29 protein-coding genes and 1 tRNA gene are annotated in these 24,054 nt (G+C 73.0%); 7 read left to right on the top strand and 23 right to left on the bottom strand.

Annotated features, from left to right (window positions below; genetic code table 11):
- The first annotated feature begins 6 nt into the window (after positions 1 to 6).
- The gene (locus AB0G84_RS14505) at positions 7 to 513 is read left to right on the top strand and encodes a hypothetical protein (protein WP_361319750.1); all 507 of its coding nucleotides are present in this window, start codon (positions 7 to 9) and stop codon (positions 511 to 513) included.
- A 191-nt stretch (positions 514 to 704) separates the two neighbouring features.
- Here the strand turns inward: AB0G84_RS14505 and AB0G84_RS14500 are convergent.
- The 4 genes from AB0G84_RS14500 to AB0G84_RS14485 form a co-directional block, all read right to left on the bottom strand.
- Positions 705 to 791: transfer RNA gene (locus AB0G84_RS14500), tRNA-Ser, on the bottom strand.
- 93 nt (positions 792 to 884) lie between these two features.
- A complete protein-coding gene (gene tadA, locus AB0G84_RS14495) occupies positions 885 to 1,394 on the bottom strand; it encodes a tRNA adenosine(34) deaminase TadA (protein ID WP_361319747.1) in 510 nt (169 codons plus the stop codon).
- Between the two features lie 23 nt (positions 1,395 to 1,417).
- The gene (locus AB0G84_RS14490; protein WP_361319965.1) at positions 1,418 to 1,945 is read right to left on the bottom strand and encodes a hypothetical protein; all 528 of its coding nucleotides are present in this window, start codon (positions 1,943 to 1,945) and stop codon (positions 1,418 to 1,420) included.
- 212 nt (positions 1,946 to 2,157) lie between these two features.
- The gene (locus AB0G84_RS14485) at positions 2,158 to 2,352 is read right to left on the bottom strand and encodes a hypothetical protein (RefSeq protein ID WP_361319962.1); all 195 of its coding nucleotides are present in this window, start codon (positions 2,350 to 2,352) and stop codon (positions 2,158 to 2,160) included.
- Between the two features lie 205 nt (positions 2,353 to 2,557).
- Here AB0G84_RS14485 and upp point away from each other — a divergent pair, with 205 nt between their 5' ends.
- Positions 2,558 to 3,193, top strand: a complete 636-nt coding sequence (gene upp / locus AB0G84_RS14480) for a uracil phosphoribosyltransferase (protein WP_361319744.1) — start codon at positions 2,558 to 2,560, stop codon at positions 3,191 to 3,193.
- A gap of 76 nt (positions 3,194 to 3,269) precedes the next feature.
- Here the strand turns inward: upp and AB0G84_RS14475 are convergent, their stop codons facing one another.
- From AB0G84_RS14475 to AB0G84_RS14440, 8 genes are all read right to left on the bottom strand, one after another.
- The gene (locus tag AB0G84_RS14475) at positions 3,270 to 3,914 is read right to left on the bottom strand and encodes a LytR C-terminal domain-containing protein (RefSeq protein WP_361319742.1); all 645 of its coding nucleotides are present in this window, start codon (positions 3,912 to 3,914) and stop codon (positions 3,270 to 3,272) included.
- A gap of 249 nt (positions 3,915 to 4,163) precedes the next feature.
- Entirely contained in the window at positions 4,164 to 4,460 is a 297-nt protein-coding gene (locus AB0G84_RS14470) for a type II toxin-antitoxin system VapB family antitoxin (protein ID WP_006604254.1), read from the bottom strand.
- Between the two features lie 186 nt (positions 4,461 to 4,646).
- Positions 4,647 to 5,261 (bottom strand): DUF4232 domain-containing protein, encoded by a 615-nt coding sequence (locus AB0G84_RS14465; protein WP_361319739.1) that lies wholly within the window; start codon positions 5,259 to 5,261, stop codon positions 4,647 to 4,649.
- 149 nt (positions 5,262 to 5,410) lie between these two features.
- A complete protein-coding gene (locus AB0G84_RS14460; protein ID WP_361319736.1) occupies positions 5,411 to 5,992 on the bottom strand; it encodes a hypothetical protein in 582 nt (193 codons plus the stop codon).
- Positions 5,989 to 6,672: a SigE family RNA polymerase sigma factor gene (locus tag AB0G84_RS14455; protein WP_361319733.1), complete on the bottom strand. Its 684-nt coding sequence runs from the start codon at positions 6,670 to 6,672 to the stop codon at positions 5,989 to 5,991. The genes AB0G84_RS14460 and AB0G84_RS14455 overlap by 4 nt, the downstream gene beginning before the upstream one ends.
- A 24-nt stretch (positions 6,673 to 6,696) precedes the next feature.
- On the bottom strand, positions 6,697 to 7,236 hold the full coding sequence (locus tag AB0G84_RS14450; RefSeq protein ID WP_361319730.1) for an LPXTG cell wall anchor domain-containing protein: 540 nt from the start codon (positions 7,234 to 7,236) through the stop codon (positions 6,697 to 6,699).
- Positions 7,237 to 7,401: 165 nt separating this feature from the next.
- The gene (locus AB0G84_RS14445) at positions 7,402 to 7,635 is read right to left on the bottom strand and encodes a hypothetical protein (protein ID WP_361319727.1); all 234 of its coding nucleotides are present in this window, start codon (positions 7,633 to 7,635) and stop codon (positions 7,402 to 7,404) included.
- Positions 7,636 to 7,647: 12 nt separating this feature from the next.
- Complete coding sequence (locus tag AB0G84_RS14440; RefSeq protein WP_361319724.1) at positions 7,648 to 7,971, bottom strand: winged helix-turn-helix domain-containing protein; 324 nt, start codon at positions 7,969 to 7,971, stop codon at positions 7,648 to 7,650.
- A 205-nt stretch (positions 7,972 to 8,176) separates the two neighbouring features.
- On the opposite strand from AB0G84_RS14440, the gene AB0G84_RS14435 reads away from it, so the two are divergent.
- A complete protein-coding gene (locus AB0G84_RS14435; protein WP_361319721.1) occupies positions 8,177 to 10,453 on the top strand; it encodes an MMPL family transporter in 2,277 nt (758 codons plus the stop codon).
- A gap of 123 nt (positions 10,454 to 10,576) precedes the next feature.
- Here AB0G84_RS14435 and AB0G84_RS14430 read toward each other — a convergent pair whose 3' ends face one another.
- Entirely contained in the window at positions 10,577 to 11,632 is a 1,056-nt protein-coding gene (locus tag AB0G84_RS14430; protein WP_361319718.1) for an NAD(P)-dependent alcohol dehydrogenase, read from the bottom strand.
- Between the two features lie 52 nt (positions 11,633 to 11,684).
- Between AB0G84_RS14430 and AB0G84_RS14425 the strand changes: the two genes are divergently transcribed.
- Positions 11,685 to 12,602 (top strand): helix-turn-helix transcriptional regulator, encoded by a 918-nt coding sequence (locus AB0G84_RS14425; protein WP_361319716.1) that lies wholly within the window; start codon positions 11,685 to 11,687, stop codon positions 12,600 to 12,602.
- A gap of 13 nt (positions 12,603 to 12,615) precedes the next feature.
- Here AB0G84_RS14425 and AB0G84_RS14420 read toward each other — a convergent pair whose 3' ends face one another.
- Together AB0G84_RS14420 and AB0G84_RS14415 are read right to left on the bottom strand one after the other, a co-directional pair.
- Positions 12,616 to 12,969 carry a hypothetical protein gene (locus AB0G84_RS14420; protein WP_361319713.1) on the bottom strand — a complete coding sequence of 118 codons (354 nt, stop codon included), beginning with the start codon at positions 12,967 to 12,969 and terminating at the stop codon, positions 12,616 to 12,618.
- A gap of 273 nt (positions 12,970 to 13,242) precedes the next feature.
- Positions 13,243 to 13,815 (bottom strand): PadR family transcriptional regulator, encoded by a 573-nt coding sequence (locus AB0G84_RS14415; RefSeq protein WP_361319711.1) that lies wholly within the window; start codon positions 13,813 to 13,815, stop codon positions 13,243 to 13,245.
- Between the two features lie 82 nt (positions 13,816 to 13,897).
- On the opposite strand from AB0G84_RS14415, the gene AB0G84_RS14410 reads away from it, so the two are divergent.
- Positions 13,898 to 14,335 (top strand): nuclear transport factor 2 family protein, encoded by a 438-nt coding sequence (locus AB0G84_RS14410; protein WP_361319708.1) that lies wholly within the window; start codon positions 13,898 to 13,900, stop codon positions 14,333 to 14,335.
- Between the two features lie 51 nt (positions 14,336 to 14,386).
- Here the strand turns inward: AB0G84_RS14410 and AB0G84_RS14405 are convergent, their stop codons facing one another.
- Positions 14,387 to 14,581: a ferredoxin gene (locus tag AB0G84_RS14405; RefSeq protein ID WP_361319705.1), complete on the bottom strand. Its 195-nt coding sequence runs from the start codon at positions 14,579 to 14,581 to the stop codon at positions 14,387 to 14,389.
- A 156-nt stretch (positions 14,582 to 14,737) separates the two neighbouring features.
- Positions 14,738 to 15,976, bottom strand: coding sequence for a cytochrome P450 (locus tag AB0G84_RS14400; RefSeq protein ID WP_361319702.1), 1,239 nt, complete (start codon positions 15,974 to 15,976; stop codon positions 14,738 to 14,740).
- Positions 15,977 to 16,378: 402 nt separating this feature from the next.
- Here AB0G84_RS14400 and AB0G84_RS14395 point away from each other — a divergent pair, with 402 nt between their 5' ends.
- The gene (locus tag AB0G84_RS14395) at positions 16,379 to 16,858 is read left to right on the top strand and encodes a MarR family transcriptional regulator (protein ID WP_361319699.1); all 480 of its coding nucleotides are present in this window, start codon (positions 16,379 to 16,381) and stop codon (positions 16,856 to 16,858) included.
- Positions 16,859 to 17,155: 297 nt separating this feature from the next.
- On the opposite strand, the gene AB0G84_RS14390 is transcribed toward AB0G84_RS14395, so the two are convergent.
- The 5 genes from AB0G84_RS14390 to AB0G84_RS14370 all read right to left on the bottom strand — a co-directional run bounded on the left by AB0G84_RS14390 (position 17,156) and on the right by AB0G84_RS14370 (position 21,939).
- Positions 17,156 to 18,322, bottom strand: a complete 1,167-nt coding sequence (locus AB0G84_RS14390) for an SPFH domain-containing protein (RefSeq protein ID WP_361319696.1) — start codon at positions 18,320 to 18,322, stop codon at positions 17,156 to 17,158.
- An 11-nt stretch (positions 18,323 to 18,333) separates the two neighbouring features.
- Entirely contained in the window at positions 18,334 to 18,585 is a 252-nt protein-coding gene (locus tag AB0G84_RS14385) for a hypothetical protein (RefSeq protein WP_361319693.1), read from the bottom strand.
- A 143-nt stretch (positions 18,586 to 18,728) separates the two neighbouring features.
- Positions 18,729 to 19,385, bottom strand: a complete 657-nt coding sequence (locus AB0G84_RS14380; protein WP_361319690.1) for a peroxiredoxin-like family protein — start codon at positions 19,383 to 19,385, stop codon at positions 18,729 to 18,731.
- Positions 19,382 to 19,999 carry a TetR/AcrR family transcriptional regulator gene (locus tag AB0G84_RS14375; RefSeq protein ID WP_361319687.1) on the bottom strand — a complete coding sequence of 206 codons (618 nt, stop codon included), beginning with the start codon at positions 19,997 to 19,999 and terminating at the stop codon, positions 19,382 to 19,384. The genes AB0G84_RS14380 and AB0G84_RS14375 overlap by 4 nt, the downstream gene beginning before the upstream one ends.
- A 413-nt stretch (positions 20,000 to 20,412) precedes the next feature.
- Positions 20,413 to 21,939, bottom strand: coding sequence for an MFS transporter (locus tag AB0G84_RS14370; protein WP_361319684.1), 1,527 nt, complete (start codon positions 21,937 to 21,939; stop codon positions 20,413 to 20,415).
- Between the two features lie 203 nt (positions 21,940 to 22,142).
- Between AB0G84_RS14370 and AB0G84_RS14365 the strand changes: the two genes are divergently transcribed.
- Complete coding sequence (locus AB0G84_RS14365; protein WP_361319681.1) at positions 22,143 to 23,168, top strand: helix-turn-helix transcriptional regulator; 1,026 nt, start codon at positions 22,143 to 22,145, stop codon at positions 23,166 to 23,168.
- On the opposite strand, the gene AB0G84_RS14360 is transcribed toward AB0G84_RS14365, so the two are convergent.
- Positions 23,137 to 23,970, bottom strand: a complete 834-nt coding sequence (locus AB0G84_RS14360; RefSeq protein ID WP_361319678.1) for a methyltransferase domain-containing protein — start codon at positions 23,968 to 23,970, stop codon at positions 23,137 to 23,139. The two genes, AB0G84_RS14365 and AB0G84_RS14360, sit on opposite strands and share 32 nt — an antisense overlap.
- Between the last annotated feature and the right edge of the window lie 84 nt (positions 23,971 to 24,054).

Below are 24,054 nucleotides of genomic sequence, written 5' to 3'. Positions count from 1 at the left end.
ACCCGCATGACCGAGAACTCCACACGGACCGCGTCCGGTGCCGCCGGTGCGGCCGACCGCCGCCCGGCCCCGTCCCGGCGCCGCCCCGCCGTCGTCCTGGCGCTGCTGATCGGCCTGCTGGCCGCGGCCGTCGCACCGGCCACCGCGGCCGGGCGCGGTACCGAGCCGGCCGGCCGGGCGGCAAGCGCCGCGTCCGCCCCGGGCACGGTCACCGCGGCCACGGACGGCAGCGCGATGCGCCCGGCCGCCGCACAGCCGGCCTCGTTCGGCCACCACGGCCGGTACGGCACGCACCACACCGCGCACGGCAGCTCGGTCTTCAAGGGCAAGAAGTCCGCCTGGAAGTCCAAGGACAAGAAGAAGTCCAAGGACAAGAAGAAGGGCGGCTTCTTCAAGAAGCTCGGCATCTTCCTGATCGTGCTGTTCGTGGTGCTCCTGCTCGTCCTTGCGCTGGTGATCTGGCTGATCGTGCGCTTCGTCCGCCGGGCGGTGCGCGGCCGGCGCACCACCTGAGCCACCGCCCCTCGGCCCGACAGGCCGTCAGACCGCGCCGGTGGCCCGCTTCGGCGGCTTCCACCCCGCGCGGTCGTCCGGCGGGCCACCGGCGGCCTTCGGTCGTGCAGGGGGAGTTGGGTCGGAGCGGGCCGGTCCGGGCAAAGGGAAAGGGCCCCGATTCCTGGGAATCGGGGCCCTCTCCGTTCGAGCGGTAGCGGTGGGATTTGAACCCACGGAGGAGTTGCCCCCTCACGCGCTTTCGAGGCGCGCTCCTTCGGCCGCTCGGACACGCTACCGAGAGAGAGCTTAGCCCACGGGGGCCCGTGTGCCGAAATCGGTATCGCGGGTGCGGGGCCGGCGGGGCGCTGCGCGGCGGTTGTGGGCGCCGGTCAGCGGTCCCGGAAGAACGCGGTGAGGGCCTGTGCGCACTCGGCTTCGAGCACGCCGGTGATGACCTCGGGGCGGTGGTTGAGACGTCGGTCACGGACGACGTCCCAGAGCGAGCCGGCCGCACCGGCCTTGGCGTCCCGGGCGCCGTAGACCACCCGGTCGACCCGGGAGAGCACGATCGCCCCCGCGCACATCGTGCAGGGTTCCAGGGTGACGACGAGCGTGCAGCCGGTCAGCCGCCACTCGCCCACCGTGCGCGCGGCCGCCCGCAGCGCGAGGACCTCGGCGTGCGCGGTGGGGTCGCCGGTGGCCTCGCGCTCGTTGTGGCCGGTGCCCAGGACCGTGCCGTCGGCGGACAGCACGACGGCGCCCACCGGGACGTCACCGGTCCCGGGGGCGCGGGCGGCCTCGTCCAGCGCCTGGCGCATCGGCGCGGCCCAGGGGTCACGCAGCGGGTCGGGCGGGGGAGGGGGCGAGCCGGGCAGCGGGTCGGACTGGGGGGCACTCATGCCACCCAGTGTCGGTGACCGGGCTACCGGACGGCCTCCAGGACGTCCGTGCAGCCGAGGGCGTCGGCGATCTCGGAGAGCGCATCGCCCTGGAGGGTGAGCAGCTCCTTCTCGCTGATGCCGAGGTCGTCCAGGAGCTGGGCGTCGCCGACCGGGCCGGCCGGGACGGGGGTGTCCGCCTCGCCGTCCTGTTCGGTGCCGTCCTCCGCCTCGGGTTCGCCGTCCTCGGTCCCGTCCAGGTCGAGGCTGTCGAGGTCGGTCTCGACGCTGTCGTCGCGGCCGAGCAGCTCGTCGGTCAGCATCGCACCGTACGAGCTCCGGGCCGCCGCGGCGGCGTTCGAGATGAAAACGCGGGGGTCGTCGTCGCCGTCCACCCGGACCACGCCGAACCATGCGTCCTCCTGCTCCAGGAGGACCACCACCGTGTCATCGTCGACCGCCGTCTCTCGGGCCAGATCGGCCAGATCGGTCACTGTCTCCACATTGTCGAGCTCCGTATCGCTCGCTTCCCACCCGTCTTCGGTGCGCGCGAGCAGTGCGGCGAAGTACACCGTGACTCTCCCACTGGTCATAGGCGTGCCGGGCCGGGCGGGGCGGCGCTGCACGCCGTTGGTCCCGCCCCTTTCGGAATCGTGGCAGAAACATGGCGTCCGCGCGGCGTCTTCGGCGCTGCGTCGTGCGGAGGTTGTGCGAGATGTCGCTCACGTGCCGCAGCGGGAGCGGGTTCCGCGATGGAGTTCCGCTACCAGCGGAACCGGCTCCGCTACCAGCGGAATGTCCGCATTCGTAGGGCCTGACGCATCCGCTCGGCGCGTACCCGGCGCGGCTGGACGCGGTTGCGGAGCTCCTTGGCCTCGTGCAGCTCCCGCAGGAACTGCGCCCTGCGCCGCCGGCGTGCCGCGTCGCTGCCGGCGTCCCCGCCGCCGCCCGGGTCCGGGCCTTTGGGGACGGCGTCGATGTCGTCGTCGGTCCGCTTACCGTCGGGCACGCTGCACACCACCTCGGGTGGGGTCGTCGCCCGCCAACGGCACGGTCGATCGGGCGTACGTGCCCACATTCCCTCGTTTCGGTGGGTTGATGCCGACAAGGCCGGGGCGCCCTCGGCGGCGGCCGGTGCCGCACGGCGGGCGTCGGGGCTCGCCGGCTCGGTTACTGTCGATGTCATGCGGATCCACGTCGTCGACCACCCGCTGGTGGCGCACAAACTCACCACACTGCGCGACAAGCGCACCGATTCCCCCACCTTCCGGCGGCTCGCCGACGAGCTGGTCACCCTGCTCGCCTATGAGGCCACCCGTGATGTGCGCACCGAGCAGGTCGAGATCGAGACGCCGGTGACGGCGACGACCGGCGTGCGGCTCTCGCACCCGCGTCCCCTGGTCGTGCCGATCCTGCGGGCCGGTCTGGGCATGCTCGACGGCATGGTCCGGCTGCTGCCCACCGCCGAGGTCGGCTTCATGGGCATGGTCCGCAACGAGGAGACCTACGAGGCGCACACCTACGCCACGCGGATGCCCGACGACCTCTCGGGCCGCCAGGTCTACGTCGTCGACCCGATGCTGGCCACCGGCGGCACGCTGGTCGCGGCGATCCGCGAGCTGATCAAGCGCGGTGCGGACGACGTCACCGCGATCTGTCTGCTGGCCGCGCCCGAGGGCGTCGCGGTCATGGAGAAGGAGCTGGCCGGCACGCCGGTCACGGTCGTCACCGCCGCGGTCGACGAGCGGCTCAACAAGGACCGCTACATCGTGCCGGGCCTCGGCGACGCGGGCGACCGGATGTACGGCACCGCCGGCTGAGCACTCCGCCCGGCGCCGGTCCGGAAAGCGAGCGGGCCCCGCACCAGAGAGTGGTGCGGGGCCCGACTGCGTGCGGTCAGCACTTCGCGCCCGCGGAGGGCGCCGGTGACGGGTGGGCCAGTACGGCCAGGGACTTGGCGGCGGCCTGCTGGGGCACCAGCTCCTTGAAGCCGTCGCCGATGATCAGGTCGAGAGCGGCGCCCTTGCGGCCGTCGGTCTTCTGCTCGGCGCCGGTGAGCTGGGTGGCGAGCACCTTCATCGGGCCCTCGGCCGCCGCCGGGCCGAGCAGTATCCCGGCGCCCTTGACCTTCTTGTCGTAGGCGGCGGGGGCGTTGCCCACCTTGCCGATCTTGAAGCCGCGCTTCTTGAGCTCGTCGGCGGTGCGCTTGGCCAGCCCGGAGCGCGGGGTGGCGTTGAAGACGTTGACGGTGAGCGTGGCCGGTGCGGGGGGCTTCTGCACCGCCGGCGCGGCCTGTGCCGCAGCCTTGCTGCCGGTCTCGCAGTGCTTCTTCTCCGGGGCGGCCTGGGCGGTGTTGCTCCTGCCGCCGAAGACGTCGATGAGCTGCAGGGTGCCCCAGCCCGCCAGGCCGAGGGTGCACGCGGTGGCGACGAGGATCAGGACGATCCGGCGACGGTGTCGGGGGCGGCGCATCCGCGGATACCTGTCGCCCGTGATGCGGTACTTCTTACCGCCCATGCCAGGGGGCGTCAGCATGCTCATGGCCGCAGCGTAGTGCGGGCGGCGGTCCGTGCCTACTAGATGATCAACGCGTGGCGCGAGACCCAACCCAAAAGGGTCAATTCAGACAGGTGGGATGGGGTGGGTCCGCGTGGCTGTGGGGCTTTTCCATGGATTTTCGGGGCCGCTCGGGTTCCCGAGATCGCTGCGGTTCCCGCGACTCGCGCGACTCCTGCGATTCCTGTGGCTCGCGCGGTTTCCGTGCGTGTCGTGTGGGGGCGCCCGCCGGCGTCAGTCCAGTTCCAGTACCCGGGCGTGCAGCACCTGGCGCTGCTGGAGCGCGGCCCGCACCGCGCGGTGCAGCCCGTCCTCCAGGTACAGGTCGCCCTCCCACTTCACGACGTGCGCGAAGAGGTCGCCGTAGAACGTCGAGTCCTCGGCGAGCAGCGTCTCGAGGTCGAGCTGCTGCTTGGTCGTCACCAACTGGTCGAGGCGTACCGGGCGCGGGGCGACATCCGCCCACTGGCGGGTGCTCTCCCGGCCGTGGTCGGGGTACGGCCGCCCATTTCCGATGCGCTTGAAGATCACACGGAAAGCCTACCGGGCGAGCGGCACCGGGCGCAGCCATGCCGCAGCAGTGCAAAAGGATCATTGGTCGCGAATCTGGATCTTTGGTGGGTGAGCGGCCGGCGTGCACGGCCCGCCGTGGGCAGCACTGGGGCTCCGGCGCGCCGTTCCCCGTGGGGTGCGCCGTTCCGCGCGCCGCCGGGACCGTCACCACTTCAGGGCGGCTTCCCGGCTCGGCTGCCAGTAGGTGACCCGGGCGGCCGGCGGGTCGACGCGGACCGGGGTGCGGCCGTCCAGGCCCACCTGGACGGGGGTGGCGCGGGCGTTCAGCGCCATGCCGAACTGTGCGATCGGCCGGCCGGCCGGGCCCGCCGTGTGGTGCCGCCCGCCGGCCGTGCCGGTGCGGACCATGGCGTAGGCGCTTCGGTTGGGCGCGAGTCGCACCACGGCCCGCGGCCGGCTGTCCCCGATCACCGGTACGGCCCGGTGCCGGCCGTCGCCGAAGTGCAGCAGCGGGTAGCCCTGAGCGGCGAAGTCGCAGGTCCGGTACCCGTAGTTGGTGACGGTCAGCAGCATCCGGTGGGCCGTGCGGGGCGGTGCGCCGGCATGGAACCTGAGCATCTCCGGCGTACAGGCGACCCGCCCGCCGGGGCCGGTCGGTGGGGTGCCGCCGTGCGGCGGGCCGGGGGCCGGCGAGACGGCGGTGGCCGGTGCGTCGGCGCGGTTGCCGAGGCCGTTCTGACAGGCGGCGGTCAGTGCCAGGGCGAGGGTGACGGTCAGACCCGCGGTGAGGGCCCGGCGGGCGGCGGTGACGGACGGCATGGCAACTCCCGCAGAACGGTGGCGTGTGTCCGACCTTCGGCTCGGGCGTTGGTGAACGGCTAACGCCCGGCTAACGTGCCCAGGCCCCGCGACCGGCCGGTGCGGCGCGGTTCGGCGGGGCGCCCGTTCGCGGCGGTGTGGCGGCCCGGTCAACCAGCCGCCGAGGTGGGGGAGTTGCTGCTGCCGGGCGGGTCCGTGGTGCTCGTTGCGGCGGACGGGCTGGGGTCCCCGCCGGTATGGCGGCCCGGGGGGTGCGTCGGAGGGGCGGGCGGGACGGCCGTCGGGGTGGACGTGGTCCGGGGTGGCCGGTGCGAGCCGGTGCCGGGTGCGGGCGAGCCGTCCGGGCCGGCGGTGCGGCCGGGCGGAACGGACGGTTCCGGTGGCGCGGGCGATGAGGGCTGGGGGGTCGGGCCGGAGCGGTCCGGGGACGGCCCGGGGGAGACCGGGCTCGGCGGGGCGGCCGGCGGGGCGGGCCGCGGTCGGGGGCCGTCGGTGCGTGCCGTCAGGTGGCCGAGTGCGACGGCGGCGGCCGTGGCGGCGACGGCCAGCGGCAGCCCGAACCGGCGCAGCCAGGGGCGCCGCGGACCGGCGGGCCGGGGCCGGCGCGCCGGCGGTACCGGGGGCGCGGCGGGTCGCAGGTCGCCCAGGCCCACGCTCTCCGCGCGCGCCGCCAGGGCCCGCCGCAGCCGTTCCTCGACGGGACGCTCGGGCCCGGTGCCGGGGCCGGTCATGATCGCGCCTCCAAGATCTTCTCCAGCGAGTCCAGGGCGCGGCTGGCGAGGGACTTCACCGCGCCGCGGCTGATGCCCAGCGTCGTGGCGATCTGTTCCTCCGTCAGGTCGCACCAGTAGCGCAGAACGAGGACCTCCCGTCGGCGCGCGGTCAGGCCGCTCAGCGCGGCGAGGACCTCGCGGTGCTCCTCGTCCAGCACGATCCGCTCCTCGGCGGACGGTGCGTCAGCCTCGTACGGCGGGGTGTAGTCGCGGGCGGTGCGCCGGCGCCGCAGTACCGAGCGGGCGGCGTTGACGACCGCGGTGCGCAGGTAGGCCAGCGCGTTGTCGACCTCGTCGAGCTGTTCGCCGTGCCGCTTGTAGAGCGCGGCGAAGGCGTCCTGGACGACGTCCTCGGCGGTGGCGCGGTCGTCGACGAGCAGCACGGCCAGCCGGATCATGGTGAGCCGGTGCGCGTGGTACAGCTCGCTGATCGTGGGCCGGGCAAGGGGCGGCGGGGTGGCACCGTGGGCGTCCGGGCCGTGCGCGGGGCGGTGGCCCGACGGGTCGGCGCGGTATGGGCGTTCGCGGTGGACGGCCGTCGGGCGGGCGGTGCGCAGCAGCCGCCGCCACAGGGCAGGCCGGGGCCCCGGCAGGGCGAGCCGTACCGGGGCGCCGAACGGTCCGGCGGAGTACTCCATCGGTTCCTCTGGCCTGGTGCTTCCTCAGCCGCGGCGGCGGCGGACGGCGAGGACGGTGCCGCCGCCGGCGGCGAGCAGCGCCGCGGCGCTCGCCCCGAGCACCAGCGTGGTGGTGGAGGAGGCGCCGGTACGGGCCAGTTCCTTGCCGCTCCCGGTTCCGCTTCCGGTGCTTCCGCTTCTGCTGCTGCCGGTGCCGGGCGGCTGGGTGGGCGTGGCGCTGTGCCCGGGGGTCGGGGGCGGGGTGGCGCCCGGGTGGGGCGGGGTGGCGGACGGGCGCGGGCCCGGGCGGGTGGGTACCGGCGTCGGCCGGGGGCCGCCCGGGGAGGTGGGGCTGGCGGAGGGGACGGGGCTGGCGGTGGCCGCCGGGGCGGTGGGCGGCCGGTGGCCGCCCGTCCGGTCGTCGGCGTGCGCGGCGCCCGGCGCGGACAGCAGGGTCAGCGCCACGGCCGCGACCAGCCCGGCGCCGGCGGCCGCGCGTCGGCCGGACGGGGCGGAGGGGCGGGGCGGGGAGGACGGAGAAGACAGCGAAGAGGGGGAAGCGGGGTGAGAGGGGTGAGACGTCACGGTCGGCTGCTCCACGTTCGTCGGCGGGGGGCGCCTGACCGGCGCCCTCACCCGTGACGACGTACGGCGACCGCGGGGGTTGCCGGGCGATGGGGAAAATCTGCTGCGGGACCTCGGGGCGGGGCCGGGGCGGACCGGCTCCGCGGGAACTCCGGCCGGGCCGCCTCAGCCGACGCTGTGCAGCAGCTTCTCCACCGCCTTGACCCGGTCCCCGAGCTCCGCCAACTGCGCGCTCATCGTCTCCTGCTGGGCGGTGACCCGCTCGGCGAGCTTGCGGTACTCGGCCAGCGCCGCGGCGTCCGCGCGGTGCCGCTGCAGCTTGAAGTACGACGCCACGATCGTGGTGACCGAGGCGAAGACGATCAAGAGGATGGAGATCGGGATGATGGTGCTGGCCATGTAAGCGCCCCCCTAGGGTCGTTCCTCCGATGTCGCCACCGCGGCCCCGTCCTCCCGAAGGGCGGCGAGGACGGTGGCCACGTTCAGTTTCAGCTCGAACGGCGTGAGTTCGAAGTACTTCAGCGCCTTGCCGTCCTCGGACAGCTCCAGCCGCCCCACCACCAGACCGGCCTTCTCCAGCCGGTCCAGGTGCATGTAGAGCAGCGGCCGGGACATCTCCAGCCGGCGGGCCAGCTCGCTGACGTAGAGCCGGCCGCCGGCCAGCTCGCCGATCACCCGCAGCCGCTGCGCATGGCCCACGGCGGACAGCAGGGCCAGCAGCTCTTCGCTGTTCATGGCCCACCTTCTCGCCGTTTCGGACACCTGTCAGCGGAGGTTTTCGCACGCCCCGACGGACTGTCAAGCCGGTCCGCCGCCCTCCGGCCATCGCAATCTTACGGTTGACGGCGCAGTCAGACACCTGTAATTCTTCGCTGACATGTAACTCAAAACTTACACCCGCACCACTGGGGGGCGACGCAATGTCGAAGGAGCCGGGCAGATGGACGTGACGGTGCACGAACGGCCCGGGCCGGACCGGCCGAGGGGGGAGCGGAGGAAGGAGGGGCGGCCGGCGACCGTGCGCCTGGCGGTGTGGAGCGCCCGCCGTCCCTGGCGCGCGCTGGCCGGATGGCTGGCGTTCGTGGTGCTGTGCCTGGGGGTGGGCTCCGCGCTGGGCACCCACAAGGCCACGCCGGCGGACTACCGCGTCGGCGAAGCGGGCCGCGCCGAAACCCTGGCCGCCGAGGGGCACTTGGACCATGCGGCGGTCGAGCAGGTGCTGATCTCCGCCCGGTCCGGTCCGCTGGACCGGGCCGCGGCCGGGGCGGTGGTACGCGAGATCACCGCCCGGATGGCGAAGCTGCCGGAGGTGGCCGGGGTCGCGCCCCCGGTCCGCTCGGCCGACGGGCAGCGGCTGCGGGTCGCGGTGACCATGAAGGGCCCGGAGGCGGAGGGCAAGGACCATGTCGCGCCGCTGGCCGCGCAGACCGCGGCGGCCCAGCGCGGCCATCCGGAGCTACGGGTGGAGGAGGTCGGCGGTCCGTCGATCTCGGTGGGCCTGGACACCCAGCGCGACCAGGACCTGGCCCTCTCCGAGGCGCTCGCCCTGCCGGTCACCCTGCTGACCCTGCTGGCCGTGTTCGGCTCGGTGCTGATGGCGGCGGTCCCGCTGGTGCTCGCGCTGACCTCGATCGCGGCGGCCATGGGCCTGTCGATGGTGGTCTCGCACGTCCTGCCGGACGCCGGGGTCGGCAACAACGTCATCATCCTGATCGGCATGGCCGTCGGGGTCGACTACACGCTCTTCTACCTCAAGCGGGAGCGCGAGGAACGGGCCCGCAGCGGCGGCCGGTTGGGGCCCGAGGCGCTGGTGGAGCTGGCGGCCGCCACCTCCGGCCGGGCGATAGTGGTCTCCGGTTTCGCGGTGGTGGTCTCCACCGCCACGCTCTATCTGGCCACCGATGTGGTCTTCTCCTCGCTCGCCACCAGCACCGTCATCGTGGTGCTGGCCGCGGTGCTCAGCTCGCTGACCGCGCTGCCCGCGCTGCTGGTCGTCCTCGCCCGGCGGGCCGAGCGGCGGGCGGTGCGCCGGGGGCAGCCGACGTCCCGCCGGCGTGCGGCGGACGCCCGGGCGGCGGGCAACGGCCGGGTCTGGACCGCCCTGTTGAGGCCGGCCCGCACCCACCCGGCCGCCACGCTCTGCCTCTCCGTGCTGGCGATGCTGGCGCTGGCCGCGCCCGCCCTGGGGATGCAGCTGCGGGTCCTCAACGACGACAGCCACTCCCGTGAGATCCCCGCGATGCAGGCGTACGACCGGCTCACCGGGGCCTTCCCTGACCTGCGGGTCCAGCACCAGATCGTGGTCCGTGCCCCGGCCGGCCGGTCGCCGGAGGTGGCCAAGGCACTGCGGACGCTCAGCGCGCGGGCGGCGGCCGATCCGCTCTACGCCAAGGGCACGGACCCGCGCGTACGGACCTCCGGTGACCACCGCACCACCACCATGGACCTGTCGACACCGCACAAGGTCAGCTCACCCGAGGCGCGGGCGTCGCTCGACCGGCTGCGAACCCGCTATCTGCCGGCCACCGTCGGACAGGTGCCCGGCGCGCGGTTCGCGGTCAGCGGGGACGTCGCCCACGACACGGACTACCTGGCCCACCAGGACGCCAAGCTGCCGCTGGTGGTCGGGGCGCTGCTGGTGCTGACGCTGGTGATGACGGCCCTGGTCTTCCGCTCCGTCGTCATCGGGCTGCTCGGCGCGCTGCTCAACCTGCTGTCCGCCGCCGCGGCGTTCGGGCTGGTCGTGGTCTTCTTCCAACACGGCCTGGCCAGCTGGCTGTTCGGCGTCGACCCCGCCGCGACCCAGGCCATCGGCTCCCGGGTGCCGCTGTTCCTGTTCGTGATCCTCTTCGGCCTGTCGATGGACTACCAGGTCTTCGTGGTCAGCCGCATACGGGAGGAGGTGCTGCGCGGGGTGGCGCCCCGGCAGGCCGTGCTGCACGGGATCGGCGCCTCCGCCAAGGTCGTCACCAGTGCGGCGGCGGTGATGGTCACCGTCTTCGCCAGCTATATGTTCCTGCACCTGGCCGAGATGAAGCAGATCGGCTTCAGCCTGGCGGCGGCGGTCCTGCTGGACGCCTTCGTCATCCGCACCATGATCCTGCCGTCGGCCCTCACCCTGCTGGGCCGGGCCGCGTGGTGGCCGTCCCGGCCGGGCGCCGGTGTTGTGCCGGCCACCGAGGGGGCACCGCTCGCCGCGCGGGCCTCGGCCGGCTGACCGGACGGCCCGGAAGGGCCCGATGCCCGGCGCCCGGTGCACCCTCGTGGGGTGCACCGGGCGCGGGTGTCCGGGCGGGTGCTCCTAGGGCGAAAGAAATGCCCTAAAAGCCGGAGCGGCCGGTCAGATCGTGGCGGCGTCGATCACGAAGCGGTAGCGGACGTCGCTGGCCAGCACCCGCTCGTACGCCTCGTTGATCCGGTCCGCGCTGATCACCTCGATGTCCGCGGACAGCCCGTGCCGGCCGCAGAAGTCCAGCATCTCCTGCGTCTCGGGGATGCCGCCGATCATCGAACCGGCCAGCGACTTCCGCTGCGAGATCAGCGCGAACGCCGCGACCGGCAGCGGGTTCTCCGGGGCGCCCACCTGGACCAGCGTGCCGCCGGTGCGCAGCAGCCCGAGGTAGGCGTTGAGGTCCAGGTTCGCCGAGACGGTGTTGACGATCAGGTCGAAGGTGCCCGCCAGCGCCTCGAACGTGGCCGGGGCGGAGGTCGCGTGGTAGTGGTCCGCGCCCAGCCGCAGCCCGTCGTCCTTCTTCCGCAGCGACTGGCTGAGCACGGTGACCTCCGCGCCCATCGCGGCTGCGATCTTCACGCCCATGTGCCCCAGGCCACCCAGGCCGACGACGGCGACCTTCTTGCCGGGGCCGGCCTTCCAGTGGGCGAGCGGCGAGTAGAGGGTGATGCCGGCGCAGAGCAGCGGGGCCGCGGCGTCCAGCGGGATGCTCTCCGGTATGCGCAGGGCGTAGTTCTCGTCGACGACGAGGTGGGTGGAGTAACCGCCGTGGGTGGTCTCGCCGTCCCGGCCGGTGGCGTTGTACGTACCGACCATGCCGAGCTCACCGGTGCAGTACTGCTGCAGCCCGGCCCGGCAGTTGTCGCACTCGCGGCAGGAGTCGACGAAGCAGCCGACGCCGACCCGGTCGCCCGCCCGGTAGCGGGTGACCTCGGTGCCGACCTCGGCGACCACACCGGCGATCTCATGGCCGGGGACGATCGGGAAGGCCCCGCCGTCGCCCCATTCACCGCGCACGGTGTGGATGTCGGAGTGGCAGATGCCGGCGTACTTGATCTCGATGAGGATGTCGTGGGCACCCAGCTCGCGGCGCGGAATCGTGATCCGCTCCAGTGGTGCCTTCGGGGCGGGTGCGGCGTACGCGGAGACAGAGGTGTGGGTCATGCCACCGAGAATGCGACCTTCCGGTTTGCCTAACCAGTGCACCCTTGAACATATGCACGGCGTACCTACCACTGACAGGACCACCCTCCGGCCCAGCGAGCGGTCGGGAGCCCCGGCTCTGGACCAGCGCACCGAGCTGAGCGAGTTCCTGCGCTCCCGGCGGGCGCGACTGCGGCCGGGCGACGTCGGGCTACCGGAGTACGGCGGGCGGCGCCGGGTGCCGGGGCTGCGCAGGGAGGAGCTGGCGCAACTGGCCGGGGTGAGCGTCGCGTACTACATCCGCCTGGAACAGGGGCGCGGCCGGAACGTCTCGGCCGCGGTACTGGACGCCATCGCCACCGCGCTGCGACTGACCCCCGCCGAGCGCGACCACCTCACCCACCTCGCCCGCCCGGCGCCCCGCCGGCTGCGCCCGACAGCACCCCGCCAGCAGATCCGCCCGGCGCTCCAGCAACTGATCGACACCATGGAGAACGTCCCCGCCTACGTCATCGGCCGGCGGCTGGACATCATCGGCTGGAACCCGCTCGCCGCCGCCCTGCTGGGGGACGTCGCCGCCCTGCCGGTCGAACGGCGCAACCTCGCCTGGACGGTGTTCCTGGACCCGCAGTCCCGCGAACTGTACGAGAACTGGGACGCCAAGGCGGCCGACGTGGTGGGCTACCTACGGCGCGACGCGGGCCGCAATCCGGACGACCCGGCCCTGGCGTCGCTGATCGGGCGGCTCTCCGTGCGGAGTTCCGAGTTCCGACAGCTGTGGGCCGCGCACGACGTCCAGGACAAGGGGTTCGGCGTCAAGGTCCTGCGGCACCCGCGGGTCGGCCGCCTCACCCTCGCCTACGAGACCCTGACCCTGCCCGCCGACCCCGACCAGCAGGTGATCACCTACCACGCCGAGCCGGGGTCGCCGTCGGCCGAGGCGCTGCGCCGGCTGGCCTCGGGCTGCGGGCGGAGCGCCTCGGGTCAGTAGCCGGCCGCGCCGGTCAGGAGAAGACCACCGAACGGAGCTTGAGCCGCTCGGAAGCGTGCCCGCCGTGCGGCCGGAGGGTGAAGTACTCGCCCGTGCAGTCGGATCCGGTGAAGACCGTCGCGGTGGAGTCGGTGTAGTTCCGCGGTGAGTGGGCGGGCGGGATGAACTCGGGGGCCACCTCGGGGAGGGTGAGGCACTCCCGGCTGGGCGGATCCGAGAGCAGTCCCACGTGCGGCCCGCCGGAGTCCTGGTACACGTAGGTGAACGGGCCGGTGGCGGCGCCGGCCGGGGCGGCGGGCAGGGTCAGCGCGAGCGCGAGGGCGCCGACGGCGGTGGCGGTGACGGCGGTGGTGCGGCGAAGACGCATGGGACGTCCTTCCATTTCCGGTATGTGCGGAAAGTGAGCTGCCCATGCACCCGGCCGGGGATGTGCGCGGTCACACGAAGGGGTGTTGGTGAATCGATCCGTCGAGCGTTGTACGACCCCGCGGGCGTGGGGCAGTTCCGCCGTACCGCCGTATCGCCTTTCCGCCTTACCGCCTTACCGCAGTGGTGCCGGGCCGCCGCCGTACCGCTGCGCTGCCGTACCGCCGTACTGCCGTGCCGTCGTGATGCCGTGCCGCCGTGATGTCTGGGCGGCTCAGGGGTGTTGACCGGTCGCGGCGGCGCGTTCCCGTAGGACGGCCGCGGTCCGTGCGCACCAGTCGCGGGTCTCGCGTTCGAAGGCCAGACCGCGCAGACAGGTCAGGTACGGGCCGATCCGGGCGCCCCGGGCCAGGAAGTCGTCCTCCTCGCGCCCGCCGCGCAGTCGGGCCAGGAGCTTCTCGAAGATCTCGGCCTTGGCCGCCGCGATCCGGCCGCGCTCGTCGAGCTGCTCGATCACCGCGGTGGTGCCGGTCCGGTCCACGGCCTGCACCTTGACCAGCAGATCGTCGCGGATGAAGGACGGTTTGGCGGTGGTCGCCGCGAATCGCTCCAGCTCGGCCAGTCCGGCGTCGGTGACCTGGAACAGCCGCTTGTTGGGGCGGGTCTCCTGGACCACCTCGCGGCCGGTGACCAGCCCCGCCGCCTCCAGTCGGGTCAGTTCGGCGTACAGCTGCTGCGGCAGCGCATGCCAGAAGTGGGCGACACCGGCGTCGAACGCCTTGGCCAGTTGGTAGCCGCTGTACTCGCCGTCCAGTAGCGCCGCCAGCACCGCGTGCCTGAGAGCCATGGCCCCGGCCCCTTCCCATACTCAAGAATGTGACTAATCATATCCGTGACTGTTTGGTGAGGCGGAGGAGAGAGGACCTGTCATGGCGACGGCCGCGGAGCGCTTCAAGGCGGCGGTGGAGGCACGTGAACTGGGCGCGCTGGAGGGGCTGTTCACCGAGGACATCCGCTTCTACAGCCCGGTGAAGTTCACGCCCTTCGAGGGGCGACCGATGGTGCTGGGGCTGTTCGGGGTGCTGCTGCGCACCTTCGAGGACTTCCGTTACGTCGGCGAGCTGACCGGCAGCGCACGCACGGCGGCCGGCGCGGGCAGCGACGGCGATCCGGCCGACTCCACGGTCCTGGTCTTCCGGGCCACCGTGGGCGGCAAGCAGATCCACGGCATCGATCTGCTGCAGTACGACGAGGCGGGCCTGATCAAGGAGTTCACGGTGATGGTGCGGCCGCAGTCCGCGGTGCAGGCGCTAGGGGAGGCGGTGCTGGCCGGACTGGTCGCGGACGGGCTGGTGCCGCAGCCGTAGGGCGGTGCGGGCCGGCCCCCGCGGGTGCGCGGGGGCCGGTGCGCGGTGGTCTCAGTCGGTCACCGAGAGCGCGGCGGCGGGGCAGATGGCCGCGGCCTCGCGCACCGCGTCGTGCAGGTCGGCCGGCGGCTCGGCGTCCAGGACGACGACGATGCCGTCCTCGTCGCGCTGGTCGAAGACGTCCGGCGCGGACAGCACACAGCTTCCGGCGCCGCAGCACTTGTCCTGGTCGGCGTGAATGCGCATCTCTCTCCCAAGTCGTACGGACGGAACGGGTGGTGCGGAAGGAACGGGTGGTGTGGAGGGAACGGGTGGTGCGGAGGGAAGGGGGCAGAGGGAACGGGTGGTGTGGAGGGAAGGGGTGGTGCAGATGGCGCGAGTGGTGCGGAGGGAACGGGTGCGCTACCAGGCGACCGGGAGCGTGTGCACGCCGTAGATTCCCATGTCGTTCCGGAAGGAGATCTCCTCGAAGGGGACCGCGAGCCGCAGCCCGGGCAGCCGGCCCAGCAGCGTCTCGATGGCGATCTGCAACTCCACCCGGGCCAGCGGCTGGCCCAGGCACTGGTGGACGCCGAACCCGAAGGCCACATGGCGGCGGGCGTCGCGGCCCACGTCGAGGGCGTCGCCGCCGGGGAAGACCTCCTCGTCGCGGTTGGCGGAGTTGAGCGTGCAGAGCACGCCCTCGCCGGCGCGGAGGGTGACCCCGCCGATGGTGACGTCCTCGGTGGCCACCCGCGGCACGCCGTTGTGCACGATCGTCAGATAGCGCAGCAGCTCCTCCACGGCGCCCTTGACCAGCGACGGGTCCTGGCGCAGTCGGGCCAGCTGCTCGGGGTTGCGGAGCAGGGTGAGGGTGGACAGGGCGGTCATGTTCGCGGTGGTCTCATGCCCGGCGATCAGCAACAGCCGCCCCATGGAGGCGATCTCGTCGGCGCTCAGCTCGCCGCGTGCGACCAGCCGACTGACGATGCCGTCGTCCGGTGCCTTCCGTTTGGACTCGGCGAGTCCGCTCAGATAGTGGTGGAGCTCGTCCTGGGCGGTCCGCACGTCCTCGGCCGTCGAGCGGAGGCTGAGCGCGATGCGGCTGCGCTCCTGGAAGAACGCATGGTCCTCGTAGGGGACGCCCAGCAGCAGGCAGATCACCAGGGACGGCAGCGGCAGCGCGAACTCGGCGACCAGGTCGGCCGACTCCTGGCCGTCGGTCATCCGGTCGAGCAGCTGATCGGCGATCCCCTGCACCTCGGGGCGCATCGCCTCCATCTTCTTGACCATGAAGTCGGCGGTGAGCATCCGGCGCAGTCGGGCGTGCTCGGGGTCGTCCATGCGGATGAACGTCCGGATGCGGGTGAGCAGTTCGCGTCCGCCGGCGGCCAGGAAGGGGAACCCCGGGCGGGCCGGATCGGCGCTGAACCGGGCGTCGCCGAGGACCGCCCGTACGTCCTGATGGCGGGTCACCAGCCAGCAGGAGGAGCCGTCCCACAGGGTGGCCCGGGTGACCGGCTCCTCGCGGCGAGCGCGTTCGACCTCCGGCGCCGGATCGAAGGGGCAGCCGGCGGCGCGGGCGGCCGGGACGGCGAGGCCGGCGGGGCGCGCGCCCGGGTCGGTGCCGGGGTTTCCCTCGATGCGTTCTGCGGTCGTCATACGACTGGTCCTTCCACGATCGGGACACGGCGTCTGCCGTGGCGAACGGTGCGGGTCGCGCCACTCCTCTACGGGGTTCGCACGTGGACCGGCCGCCGGGTGCCGGACCCGAAAGCCGGTGACGGGAACCCCGGCCGCACGGCGCCGGCCCCGCCGCGGGCCCCGCAGGCCCCGGCCGGGGGCGGTGGGACGGGCGGTCGTCGACGGTCGTGCGGCTGCTCTTGTCACCGACAGCTACTTACCTAAGTTAAGCAACTAAGTGGGACGCTAACTCACCCCGAACCGGGGTGGGAAGGGTGGGGAACGGCTCCTGCGAGGTTGGCTCAAAGCGAGCGCGGAATCCTACGCAGCGTGCGCACAGGAGTACGGATCTCGCTCTTCCGGTGCCGCTACAGTGCCTGCATGCCGGACCGTGGAAGAGACCAGGACCCCACCGCCGCACTGCAAAGAGTGCTGGCCACGCTGTCCTACCTGCTCACCCGCTCCCGGGCGCACGAACGTCAGGCGGCCCGGGCGGGCGTCACGGCGGCACGCTCCGACCTCTGGCTGCTGATGGCCCTGGAGGACAGTGGAGGGGTCAGCAGGGTGGGTGATCTGGCCGCCCTGCTGATGGTCGAGCCGCCCCATGTCACCCGGCAGATCGGCCAGTTGGAGTCCCAGGACCTGGTCGAGCGCACCCCGGACTCGCTCGACCGCCGGGCCCGCAAGGTGGCCATCACCCCGCACGGCAGAGCCGTCCTGCACCGCCTCCAGCGCACCATCCAGGCCAGCCTGCACGAGGTGCTCGTCGACTTCGACGACGCGGACATCGCCACCACCGTCGCCGTGCTGGACCACCTGGTGACCTGGGCCCGCCACAAGCACGCGGAGGAGGAACCGTAGCGGCGGCAGGGCGGCCCGGGCGGCCAGGGCGTTACGGGAGCGGGGTGACGGTGGAGAGCGGCGCGGCGGGGTGTGGGCGGAACGGCACGGGCCACCACGGCACGAACGGCACGGGCCACCACGCCGAGTACGGCACGGGCCACCACGCCGAGAACGGCACGGGGCGCAACGGCAGGGGTGAGGGCGGCGGACCGTCCTCACCCCTGTTGCGCTGTTCCGTTCCGTTCCGTTCCGTTCTGTTCCGTTGCGCTGTGCGGCCCTGGCCGCTGCCGTCAGCGGCCAGCGCCGCTCCGGCGGCTACTCGATCTCGACCCGGCCGCTGTGGCCCTGGGACGAGGAGGAGGCGGAGCCGTTGTCCTTGCCGCCGGTGCTGCCCGCGGCATCGGGGGTGCCGAGGTTGCGGCGCACCGAGTCCAGGATCGTCAGGCCCTGGCCGACCAGGCCGGCGGCGATCTCGCCGAGGCCGTCGGTGCCGTTGAGGACGTTGACGTTGGCGTTGGCCAGGCCCGCGGAGGCTTCCTTGACGATCTGCGGCAGCTGGTCGATCAGCATCCGGTCCAGGGCCACCCGGTCGTGCGAGGCGGCGGCCTCGGCCTGGATCTTCATCCGCTCGGCCTCGGCCGTCGCCAGCAGCTTGATCCGCGCGGCCTCCGCCTCGGCGGGCTTGACCACCTCGGCCACCAGCTCCTGCTGGCGCAGCTGGGCCCGGCGCTCGGCCAGCTCGGTCTGGGCGGCCAGCACCTCCTGCTGGGCGTGGGCCTGGGCGAGCGGACCGGCCTGGGCGGCGTGCGCCTGGGCGCGGTCCACCTCGGCGGAGTACTCGGCCTGCACCACGGCGGTCTGCCGGGAGTATTCGGCCTGATTACGGGCGGCCTCCTGCTGCGCCTCGACCGAAGCCTGGGTGGCCTGCGCCTGGGCGATCTGCGCCTGGCGCTGGATGGCCGCCTTGTGCGGGGCGGACATCGCTTCGATGTAGCCGGTGTCGCCGTCGTCGATGGACTGGATCTGCAGCGAGTCGACGATCAGGCCGATCTTGGCCATCTCCGTCTTGGAGGTCTCCAGGACCTCGGTGGCCAGCTTCTGCCGTTCGGTGACGATCTCCTCGACCGTCATCGATCCGATGATGGAGCGCAGGTGGCCGGCGAAGATCCGGCCGGTCAGCACCGACATCTGGTCCTGGTCGGACAGGAAGCGCTGGCCGGCGTTGACCACGCTCTCGGTGTCGTTGCCGACCTTGAACGCGATCACGGCGCGGACCGTGAGGGCGATGCCCTGCCGGGTCACACAGGTCTCCGCGACCTCTGCCTCGCACATCGCCAGCGTCAGGAAGCGCACCTTGCGGAAGACCGGCAGTACGAACTTGCCGTGGCCGGTCACGACCCGGAAGGGCGCGCCGCCCTGGCCCCGCCTGCCTCCCGAGATCAGCATCGCCTGGTCGGGGGCGGGAACGCGGTAACCGAACATCGTTTGTCTCCTCAGCCGGCGTTGCCGGCATCGCCGGGCAACGCGTCCAACGGATCGGCCCACTCCATGACGTCGACCTGGCGATGGCCACGGGAGTCGATCACAAGCACGGTGGCCCCTACGGGAAGGGGCTCGGCGGACCAGGCGAGAAAGGCTTCGGAGCCTCCCCTGATCCGCACCAGGACCTCACCGGGGCCGGCGGGCCCGCGGGTGCCGATCAGCAGTACGCCCGTACAGCCGATCACCGCATCGTCCTGCGCCATCGGCGGCTGCCTCCCCCGTTACGTTCCTGGAAAACCGACGATAGCGCTCCCGGACGCGGGGGCCTATGGGGGGATGACGGCGAGTTGGGCACCGCATGGCGCGTGATCGTCTTCCCTGCCGGAGGGCCGGGTTCCGTGCGGCGTCAGGAGGCGGAGGGCAGGGCGTCGAGAGCCGCGAGGATCTCGGACGGTTCGGCGCGCGCGGTGTAGTCGGTGGCTATGAAGGCCCACCGGATGGTCGCGTCCCGGCCGATGACGTAGGTGGCGGGCAGCGGGAGCGTGCGGGGGTGGCCGCCGTTGACCCGCCGCAGATCGAAGCCGAAGGAGTCGTAGAGCTCCGCCAGGTCCTCGGGCAGGTCGAAGGCGAGTCCGTACTCTCGGGCGGTGTCCGAGCCGACGTCGCTGAGCACGTCGAAGGCGAGTGAGTGCTTCTCGGTGAGGGTGAGGGACTCGTCGGGGATCTGGGGGGAGACCGCCACCAGCCGCGCGCCCCGCTCGGTGATCGCGGCGTGCTGCTCCTGGAGGGCGTGCAGCGCGATATGGCAGAACGGGCACCAGGCGCCGCGGTAGAAGGTGAGCACGACGGGGCCGGAGGAGAGCAGGTCGGCCAGGGCTACCGTCGCGCCGGTCGCGTCCGGCAGACGGAAGCCGGGGGCCGTATCGCCCACCTGGCGGGCCCGGGCAGCCTGGCCGGAAGCGGCGAGGTCGCGGCCGGCGCGGTCCATCACCGCACGGGCCTCGGCCGGGAGTTCGGGGTAGTGGGTGCGGAAGAACGTGGTGAGTTCGTCGCGAAGGGTCATGGTGCGGGCTGCTCCTGTGGGGTCGGAAGGGCGCGCAGCGGGGCGAGGGCGGCGGTCACCGTGTCGGTCAGCGACCGGGCGTCGGCGCCGGCGCGGGAGCGCAGATTGACGCCGTAGGCGAGGGTCGCCAGCACCGCGGCGGCCTGGTCGAGGTCGGTGGACGGGTGGAGGTGCCCCAGGTCGGCGGCGGTGGCCAGGGCCGAGCGCAGCGCAGCCTGGAGGGTGGCGTGGTGGTCCTCTAGGAGGGTGCGGACATCGGGGGCGGCGCACTCGGGGCCGGCGTGGGCATTGGTGACCATGCAGCCCCAGCCGGCGACCGGGCCCGTGCACCGCACCTCGATCAGCCCGCCGAAGAACTCCTCGATGGCGGTGAGCCCCGAGCCCGCGGAGGCGAGCCGGGCGAAGGCCGGTACCGAGTGCTGCGCTATGTAGCGGGCCAGCGCCGCGGTGTAGAGACCGTCCTTGTTGCCGAACGTCGCATAGAGGCTGGAGCGGCTGATGCCGGTCGCGGTCACCAGGGCCTGGATGCCGGTAGTGGGCAGGCCTTGGCGCCAGAAGACCTCGATGGCGTCGTCGAGTACGAGGTCGGGGTTGAAGTGCTTGATGTCGGGCATGGCGGGCCTGCTCCTTCCGTTTCCGTGGGGGCGCGTCTGTGCCAACGGCGTCCCGCTCGCCCCGGATCTCGCCTGGAGATAACTCGGAACGCTCATTCCAAGATACGCCAAGTCGGCGCATACGCAACGGCGTTGGTGACATTTCTGTGGACGGGATGCGGAACGGGTTCCTCCGCGCCCGGTCCGCGCTGCCCCGCGCTGCCCCGCGCTGCCCCGCGCTGCCCCGCGCTGCCCCGCGCTGCCCCGCGCTGCCCCGCGCTGCCCCGCGCTGCCCCGCGCTGCCCCGCCCGGGCCCTTCCCGCTGGGACCCTGCCGTGCCCCGTCCCGCCCCCGCCCCCACCCGTCCGGGACTACGACCCGTCCCCGGCCCGGACTACGCCCCGTTCCTGCCCCGTCCCCGTCCCCGGCCCGGACTACGACCCGTCCCCGCTCCCGCCCCGCCGTGTGCCGGTGTCCGGCAGCAGTGGCAGCAGTGGCAGCAGGGCGGAGACCGCGGCCGCGAGGGCGAGGTTGAAGAGCACCGCGGCGGTCAGCGCGTGCCCGTACGCGGCGACGTCGTGGTGCGCGGCGCCGCCGAGCGCGCCGTAGTAGAGGACGCCGATGAGCGCCACCCCGACCGCGCCGCCGACCTGCTGTCCGGTGGAGAGCAGGCCGGAGGCCATCCCCACCTGCTGCGGCCCGACCTGGGAGACGACGGCGTTCAGTAGCGGAGTGACCAGCAGCCCGTTGCCCGCACCGATCAGGGCCAGCGCCGGTGTCAGCTCCCAGGCGGTCAGCGCGGCACCGGAGTGGACGGCCAGGACGGCGGTGCCGGCGAAGCCCAGCGCGCCGGTCAGTGCGCCGAGTTGCAGCACCCGGCGCCCGAAGCGGGCGAGCCGGCCGGCGATCAGGCTGGCGGTGAAGAAGGCCACCGCGAGCGGTGTGTACACCAGTCCGGCGCCCAGCGGGTCCCGTCCCAGCCCGTCCTGCAGGGTCAGCGACAGCACCAGGAAGAAGGAGTTGATCCCCGCGTAGGCCAGGACGACCAGGCCCAGGCCCGCCGCGAACGGGCGCCGGCGCAGCAGCGACAACTGCACCAGCGGCGCGCCCCCGGCGGCGCCCACCCCGCGCTCGACCCGTACGAACCCGGCGAACGCCAGCACGCTGCCGGCCAGGCTGAGCCAGGTCCACCACGGCCAGCCGTACGACCGCCCCTCCACCACGGGCACGACCAGCAGGAACAGCGCCACGGTGAGCACCAGCGCACCGGGCAGGTCCAGCCGCCGGGCCTCCGGTGCGCGGCTCTCCGGAACGAACAACGCGGCCAGCAGCAGCGTCACCAGGCCGACGGGCACATTGACCCAGAACACCGGGCGCCACGAGGAGCCGAACAGGTCAGCGGAGATCAACACCCCGCCGAGCAACTGCCCCGCGATCGTGGCCATGCCGATGACCGCGCCCAGCACGCCGAACGCCTTGGGGCGCTGCGCGGCCGGGATCAGCACCTGGATCATCGCGAAGACCTGGGGGAACATCGCCGCCGCGCTCAGGCCCTGGACCAGCCGGGCAGCGATCAGGCCGGCGGCGTCCGGTGCCAGTGCGCAGGCCACGGAGGACAGGGTGAACAGCGCCATCCCGGCCTGGAAGAGCCGCTTGCGGCCGAAGCGGTCACCGAGGCGGGCACCGGTGATCAGTGCCATGGCGTAGGTGAGTTGATAGCCCGCCAGGACGAGCTGGACGTCGGCGTCGGAGGCGTGCAGATCGGCCTGTATGGCGGGGGCGGCGACCAGCACGATGAAGGTGTCGAGCACCGCCATAAAGGCCCCTGCCAGCACGATGGCCAGGGCCCGCCAGGGGGCCGCGCCCCCGCCCGCACCGGACGGCGGCCCTGCCTGTGCCGGCGCCGGCCGCACCCGAACGGACCGTGTTCCGGCGGGACTTGAAGGTGGAGTCTGGGTCATGCGGTAAGCGTTGAACAGCCCCGGGCGGCCGTACAGAGACCGCTTATGCTGGTGTTCCCAGTACCACCCGGTACGTGCGGTTACCTGCGGTGCCTCCACGCGGGCGCCCACTCGGGCACACCCGCTCGGGCCCCACGCGGGCCCGCCTTCACCCGGCCGGTACCCGGTCGGCACCCTGCGGTCCGCGGCGAACGGGAGCGACGATGGCTGATGAGCAAAGGCGGCGCCGCCTGGCGGAGTTTCTGCGCGCGCGGCGGGAGCGGCTCACCCCCCAGGCGGCGGGCATCCTCGCCGGACCCCGCCGCCGCACCCCGGGCCTGCGGCGCGAAGAGGTCGCCCAGCTCTCCGGGGTCAGCGTGACCTGGTACACCTGGCTGGAACAGGCCCGCGACATCACCGTCAGCCGGCAGGTCGTCACCAGCCTGGCGCGCGCCCTGATGCTCAGCTCGGTCGAGCGCCGGCACCTCTTCGGGCTGGCCGGGGTGCCGCTTCCGGAGCAGCGGCCGGGCCGCGGCCCGGGGCCCGCGCTCCAGCGGCTGGTGGACGCGCTGGAGCCGCACCCCGCGTACCTGCTCGACGCCAACTGGGACCTGGTGGGCTGGAACCGCGCCGAGGCCGGGCTGATCGGCGACCCCGGCCAGCTGGAACCGGCCGAACGCAACCTGCTGTGGCTGGTGTTCATGGACCCGTCCCTGCGGACGCTGCTGGCCGACTGGGAGGAGCAGGCGCGGAACCTGGTCGCCCAGTTCCGGGCCGACGCCCAGCAGTGCTTCGGGGACCCGCGGCAGGAGCAGCTCACCAGCGGACTGCGGGAGGCGAGCGCGGAGTTCCGTACCTGGTGGGAGGCGCATGACATCGCGGAGTTCGGCAGCAGCCGGCGGCGGTTCGACCACCCCCACGTCGGGCGGCTGACCTTCGACTATGTGAAGCTCGCGGCGATGGACGCCCCCGGCATCAAGCTGTTCGCGTGCATGCCGGCCGACGAGGAGACGGCCGGCAAGCTGCCGGCGCTGCGGCGGTGCGCCCCGGGCGGCGCATCCGTGGACGGATCACCGCCGTCGCCCGTCAGGGCCGCGGAGGGACCGCAATCATCGGCCGTCAGGGCCGCGGAGGGACCGCAATCATCGGCCGTCAGGGCCGCGGAGGGACCGCAACCATCGGCCGTCAGGGCCGCGGAAGGACCGTCACCGTCACCTGTCAGGGCCGCGGACGGACCGCCGTCGCCTTGAAGAACGTGTAGTGGAAGGTGCCGTCGTCCTCCGTGGTGCGGTGGAGGTCGGCGATGCCGCGGTCCCAGGCGGAGGGCGTGGTGAGGCCGGCGGTCAGGGCGGTGTCCCGGATGGACTCGATCATGGCGATGAAGGTCCGGCGGGTGAAGCCGTCGACCAGGGCGGGACGGGTGTGGTCGGCGTAGACCGTGCGGGGGCGGACGGTGACCCCGGTGAAGCCGCTGTGGCGGAGCAGAGGCGCCAACTCCCTCCCGAGCAGGGCGTTTCCGCCGGCCGATGACTGGAGTCGTACCTGGTGCCCGATAACCGCGCGGGCGTGTTCGCTGTCCGGGTGGAAGAACGCCGATCCATGGTCACCCTCGATCACGGTGAGCGAGCCGCCGGGGCGCAGTACCCGCCGCATTTCGGCCAGCGCCCGTGGCGTATCGCCGAGGTGCTCCAGCACGAAGCAGGCGAAGAGGTGGTCGAAGTGCCCGTCGGGGTGCGGGAGGTGGTGGAGGTCGGCCTGCTGCCAGGTGACATCGGCGTCCGGTGCCTGGGAGGTGACCTGGGCGCGGGCGCGGGCGAGCGAGGGCGCGGACAGGTCGACCGCGGTGATCCGCGCGCCGGGGCTGCTGCGGACCAGGTGCACGGTCTGTGCGCCGACCCCGCAGCCGACCTCCAGCACCCGGCTGCCGGGCGGGTACGCCGTACCGGCGTGCAGCAGGTCGGCGAGGGTGTCGGCTTGGTCGCCGAGGCGGTTGGCCTCATGGGGCGCATATCCGTGGATGTAGCGGGTGTTCGGGGTGGTGGGCGTCGGCATGGGACCACGGTGACGCAGACAATGGACCGGTGCACAGATCCAAAGACGCGCGCTTCGAGGGGTCCATAAGTCGGACGGGGACCA

The organism is Streptomyces sp. NPDC020742, assembly GCF_040641675.1.
Lineage (GTDB): Bacteria > Actinomycetota > Actinomycetes > Streptomycetales > Streptomycetaceae > Streptomyces.
Note: the sequence above shows the minus strand (reverse complement) of the source record. Positions and strands in the feature narration are given on the sequence as shown.

Excerpts from the sequence above, each read along its gene's own strand:
- AB0G84_RS14475 (WP_361319742.1), bottom strand. The coding sequence starts at position 3,914 with ATGAGCATGCTGACGCCCCCTGGCATGGGCGGTAAGAAGTACCGCATC.
- AB0G84_RS14385 (WP_361319693.1), bottom strand. The coding sequence starts at position 18,585 with ATGGCGCAGGACGATGCGGTGATCGGCTGTACGGGCGTACTGCTGATC.
- AB0G84_RS14455 (WP_361319733.1), bottom strand. The coding sequence starts at position 6,672 with ATGGAGTACTCCGCCGGACCGTTCGGCGCCCCGGTACGGCTCGCCCTG.
- AB0G84_RS14375 (WP_361319687.1), bottom strand. The coding sequence starts at position 19,999 with ATGCCCGACATCAAGCACTTCAACCCCGACCTCGTACTCGACGACGCC.
- AB0G84_RS14410 (WP_361319708.1), top strand. The coding sequence starts at position 13,898 with ATGGCGACGGCCGCGGAGCGCTTCAAGGCGGCGGTGGAGGCACGTGAA.
- AB0G84_RS14395 (WP_361319699.1), top strand. The coding sequence starts at position 16,379 with ATGCCGGACCGTGGAAGAGACCAGGACCCCACCGCCGCACTGCAAAGA.
- AB0G84_RS14370 (WP_361319684.1), bottom strand. The coding sequence starts at position 21,939 with ATGACCCAGACTCCACCTTCAAGTCCCGCCGGAACACGGTCCGTTCGG.
- AB0G84_RS14505 (WP_361319750.1), top strand. The coding sequence starts at position 7 with ATGACCGAGAACTCCACACGGACCGCGTCCGGTGCCGCCGGTGCGGCC.
- AB0G84_RS14460 (WP_361319736.1), bottom strand. The coding sequence starts at position 5,992 with ATGACCGGCCCCGGCACCGGGCCCGAGCGTCCCGTCGAGGAACGGCTG.
- upp (WP_361319744.1), top strand. The coding sequence starts at position 2,558 with ATGCGGATCCACGTCGTCGACCACCCGCTGGTGGCGCACAAACTCACC.
- AB0G84_RS14390 (WP_361319696.1), bottom strand. The coding sequence starts at position 18,322 with ATGTTCGGTTACCGCGTTCCCGCCCCCGACCAGGCGATGCTGATCTCG.
- AB0G84_RS14435 (WP_361319721.1), top strand. The coding sequence starts at position 8,177 with ATGGACGTGACGGTGCACGAACGGCCCGGGCCGGACCGGCCGAGGGGG.
- AB0G84_RS14430 (WP_361319718.1), bottom strand. The coding sequence starts at position 11,632 with ATGACCCACACCTCTGTCTCCGCGTACGCCGCACCCGCCCCGAAGGCA.
- AB0G84_RS14365 (WP_361319681.1), top strand. The coding sequence starts at position 22,143 with ATGGCTGATGAGCAAAGGCGGCGCCGCCTGGCGGAGTTTCTGCGCGCG.
- tadA (WP_361319747.1), bottom strand. The coding sequence starts at position 1,394 with ATGAGTGCCCCCCAGTCCGACCCGCTGCCCGGCTCGCCCCCTCCCCCG.
- AB0G84_RS14415 (WP_361319711.1), bottom strand. The coding sequence starts at position 13,815 with ATGGCTCTCAGGCACGCGGTGCTGGCGGCGCTACTGGACGGCGAGTAC.
- AB0G84_RS14465 (WP_361319739.1), bottom strand. The coding sequence starts at position 5,261 with ATGCCGTCCGTCACCGCCGCCCGCCGGGCCCTCACCGCGGGTCTGACC.
- AB0G84_RS14380 (WP_361319690.1), bottom strand. The coding sequence starts at position 19,385 with ATGACCCTTCGCGACGAACTCACCACGTTCTTCCGCACCCACTACCCC.
- AB0G84_RS14445 (WP_361319727.1), bottom strand. The coding sequence starts at position 7,635 with ATGGCCAGCACCATCATCCCGATCTCCATCCTCTTGATCGTCTTCGCC.
- AB0G84_RS14425 (WP_361319716.1), top strand. The coding sequence starts at position 11,685 with ATGCACGGCGTACCTACCACTGACAGGACCACCCTCCGGCCCAGCGAG.
- AB0G84_RS14440 (WP_361319724.1), bottom strand. The coding sequence starts at position 7,971 with ATGAACAGCGAAGAGCTGCTGGCCCTGCTGTCCGCCGTGGGCCATGCG.
- AB0G84_RS14405 (WP_361319705.1), bottom strand. The coding sequence starts at position 14,581 with ATGCGCATTCACGCCGACCAGGACAAGTGCTGCGGCGCCGGAAGCTGT.
- AB0G84_RS14400 (WP_361319702.1), bottom strand. The coding sequence starts at position 15,976 with ATGACGACCGCAGAACGCATCGAGGGAAACCCCGGCACCGACCCGGGC.
- AB0G84_RS14360 (WP_361319678.1), bottom strand. The coding sequence starts at position 23,970 with ATGCCGACGCCCACCACCCCGAACACCCGCTACATCCACGGATATGCG.
- AB0G84_RS14420 (WP_361319713.1), bottom strand. The coding sequence starts at position 12,969 with ATGCGTCTTCGCCGCACCACCGCCGTCACCGCCACCGCCGTCGGCGCC.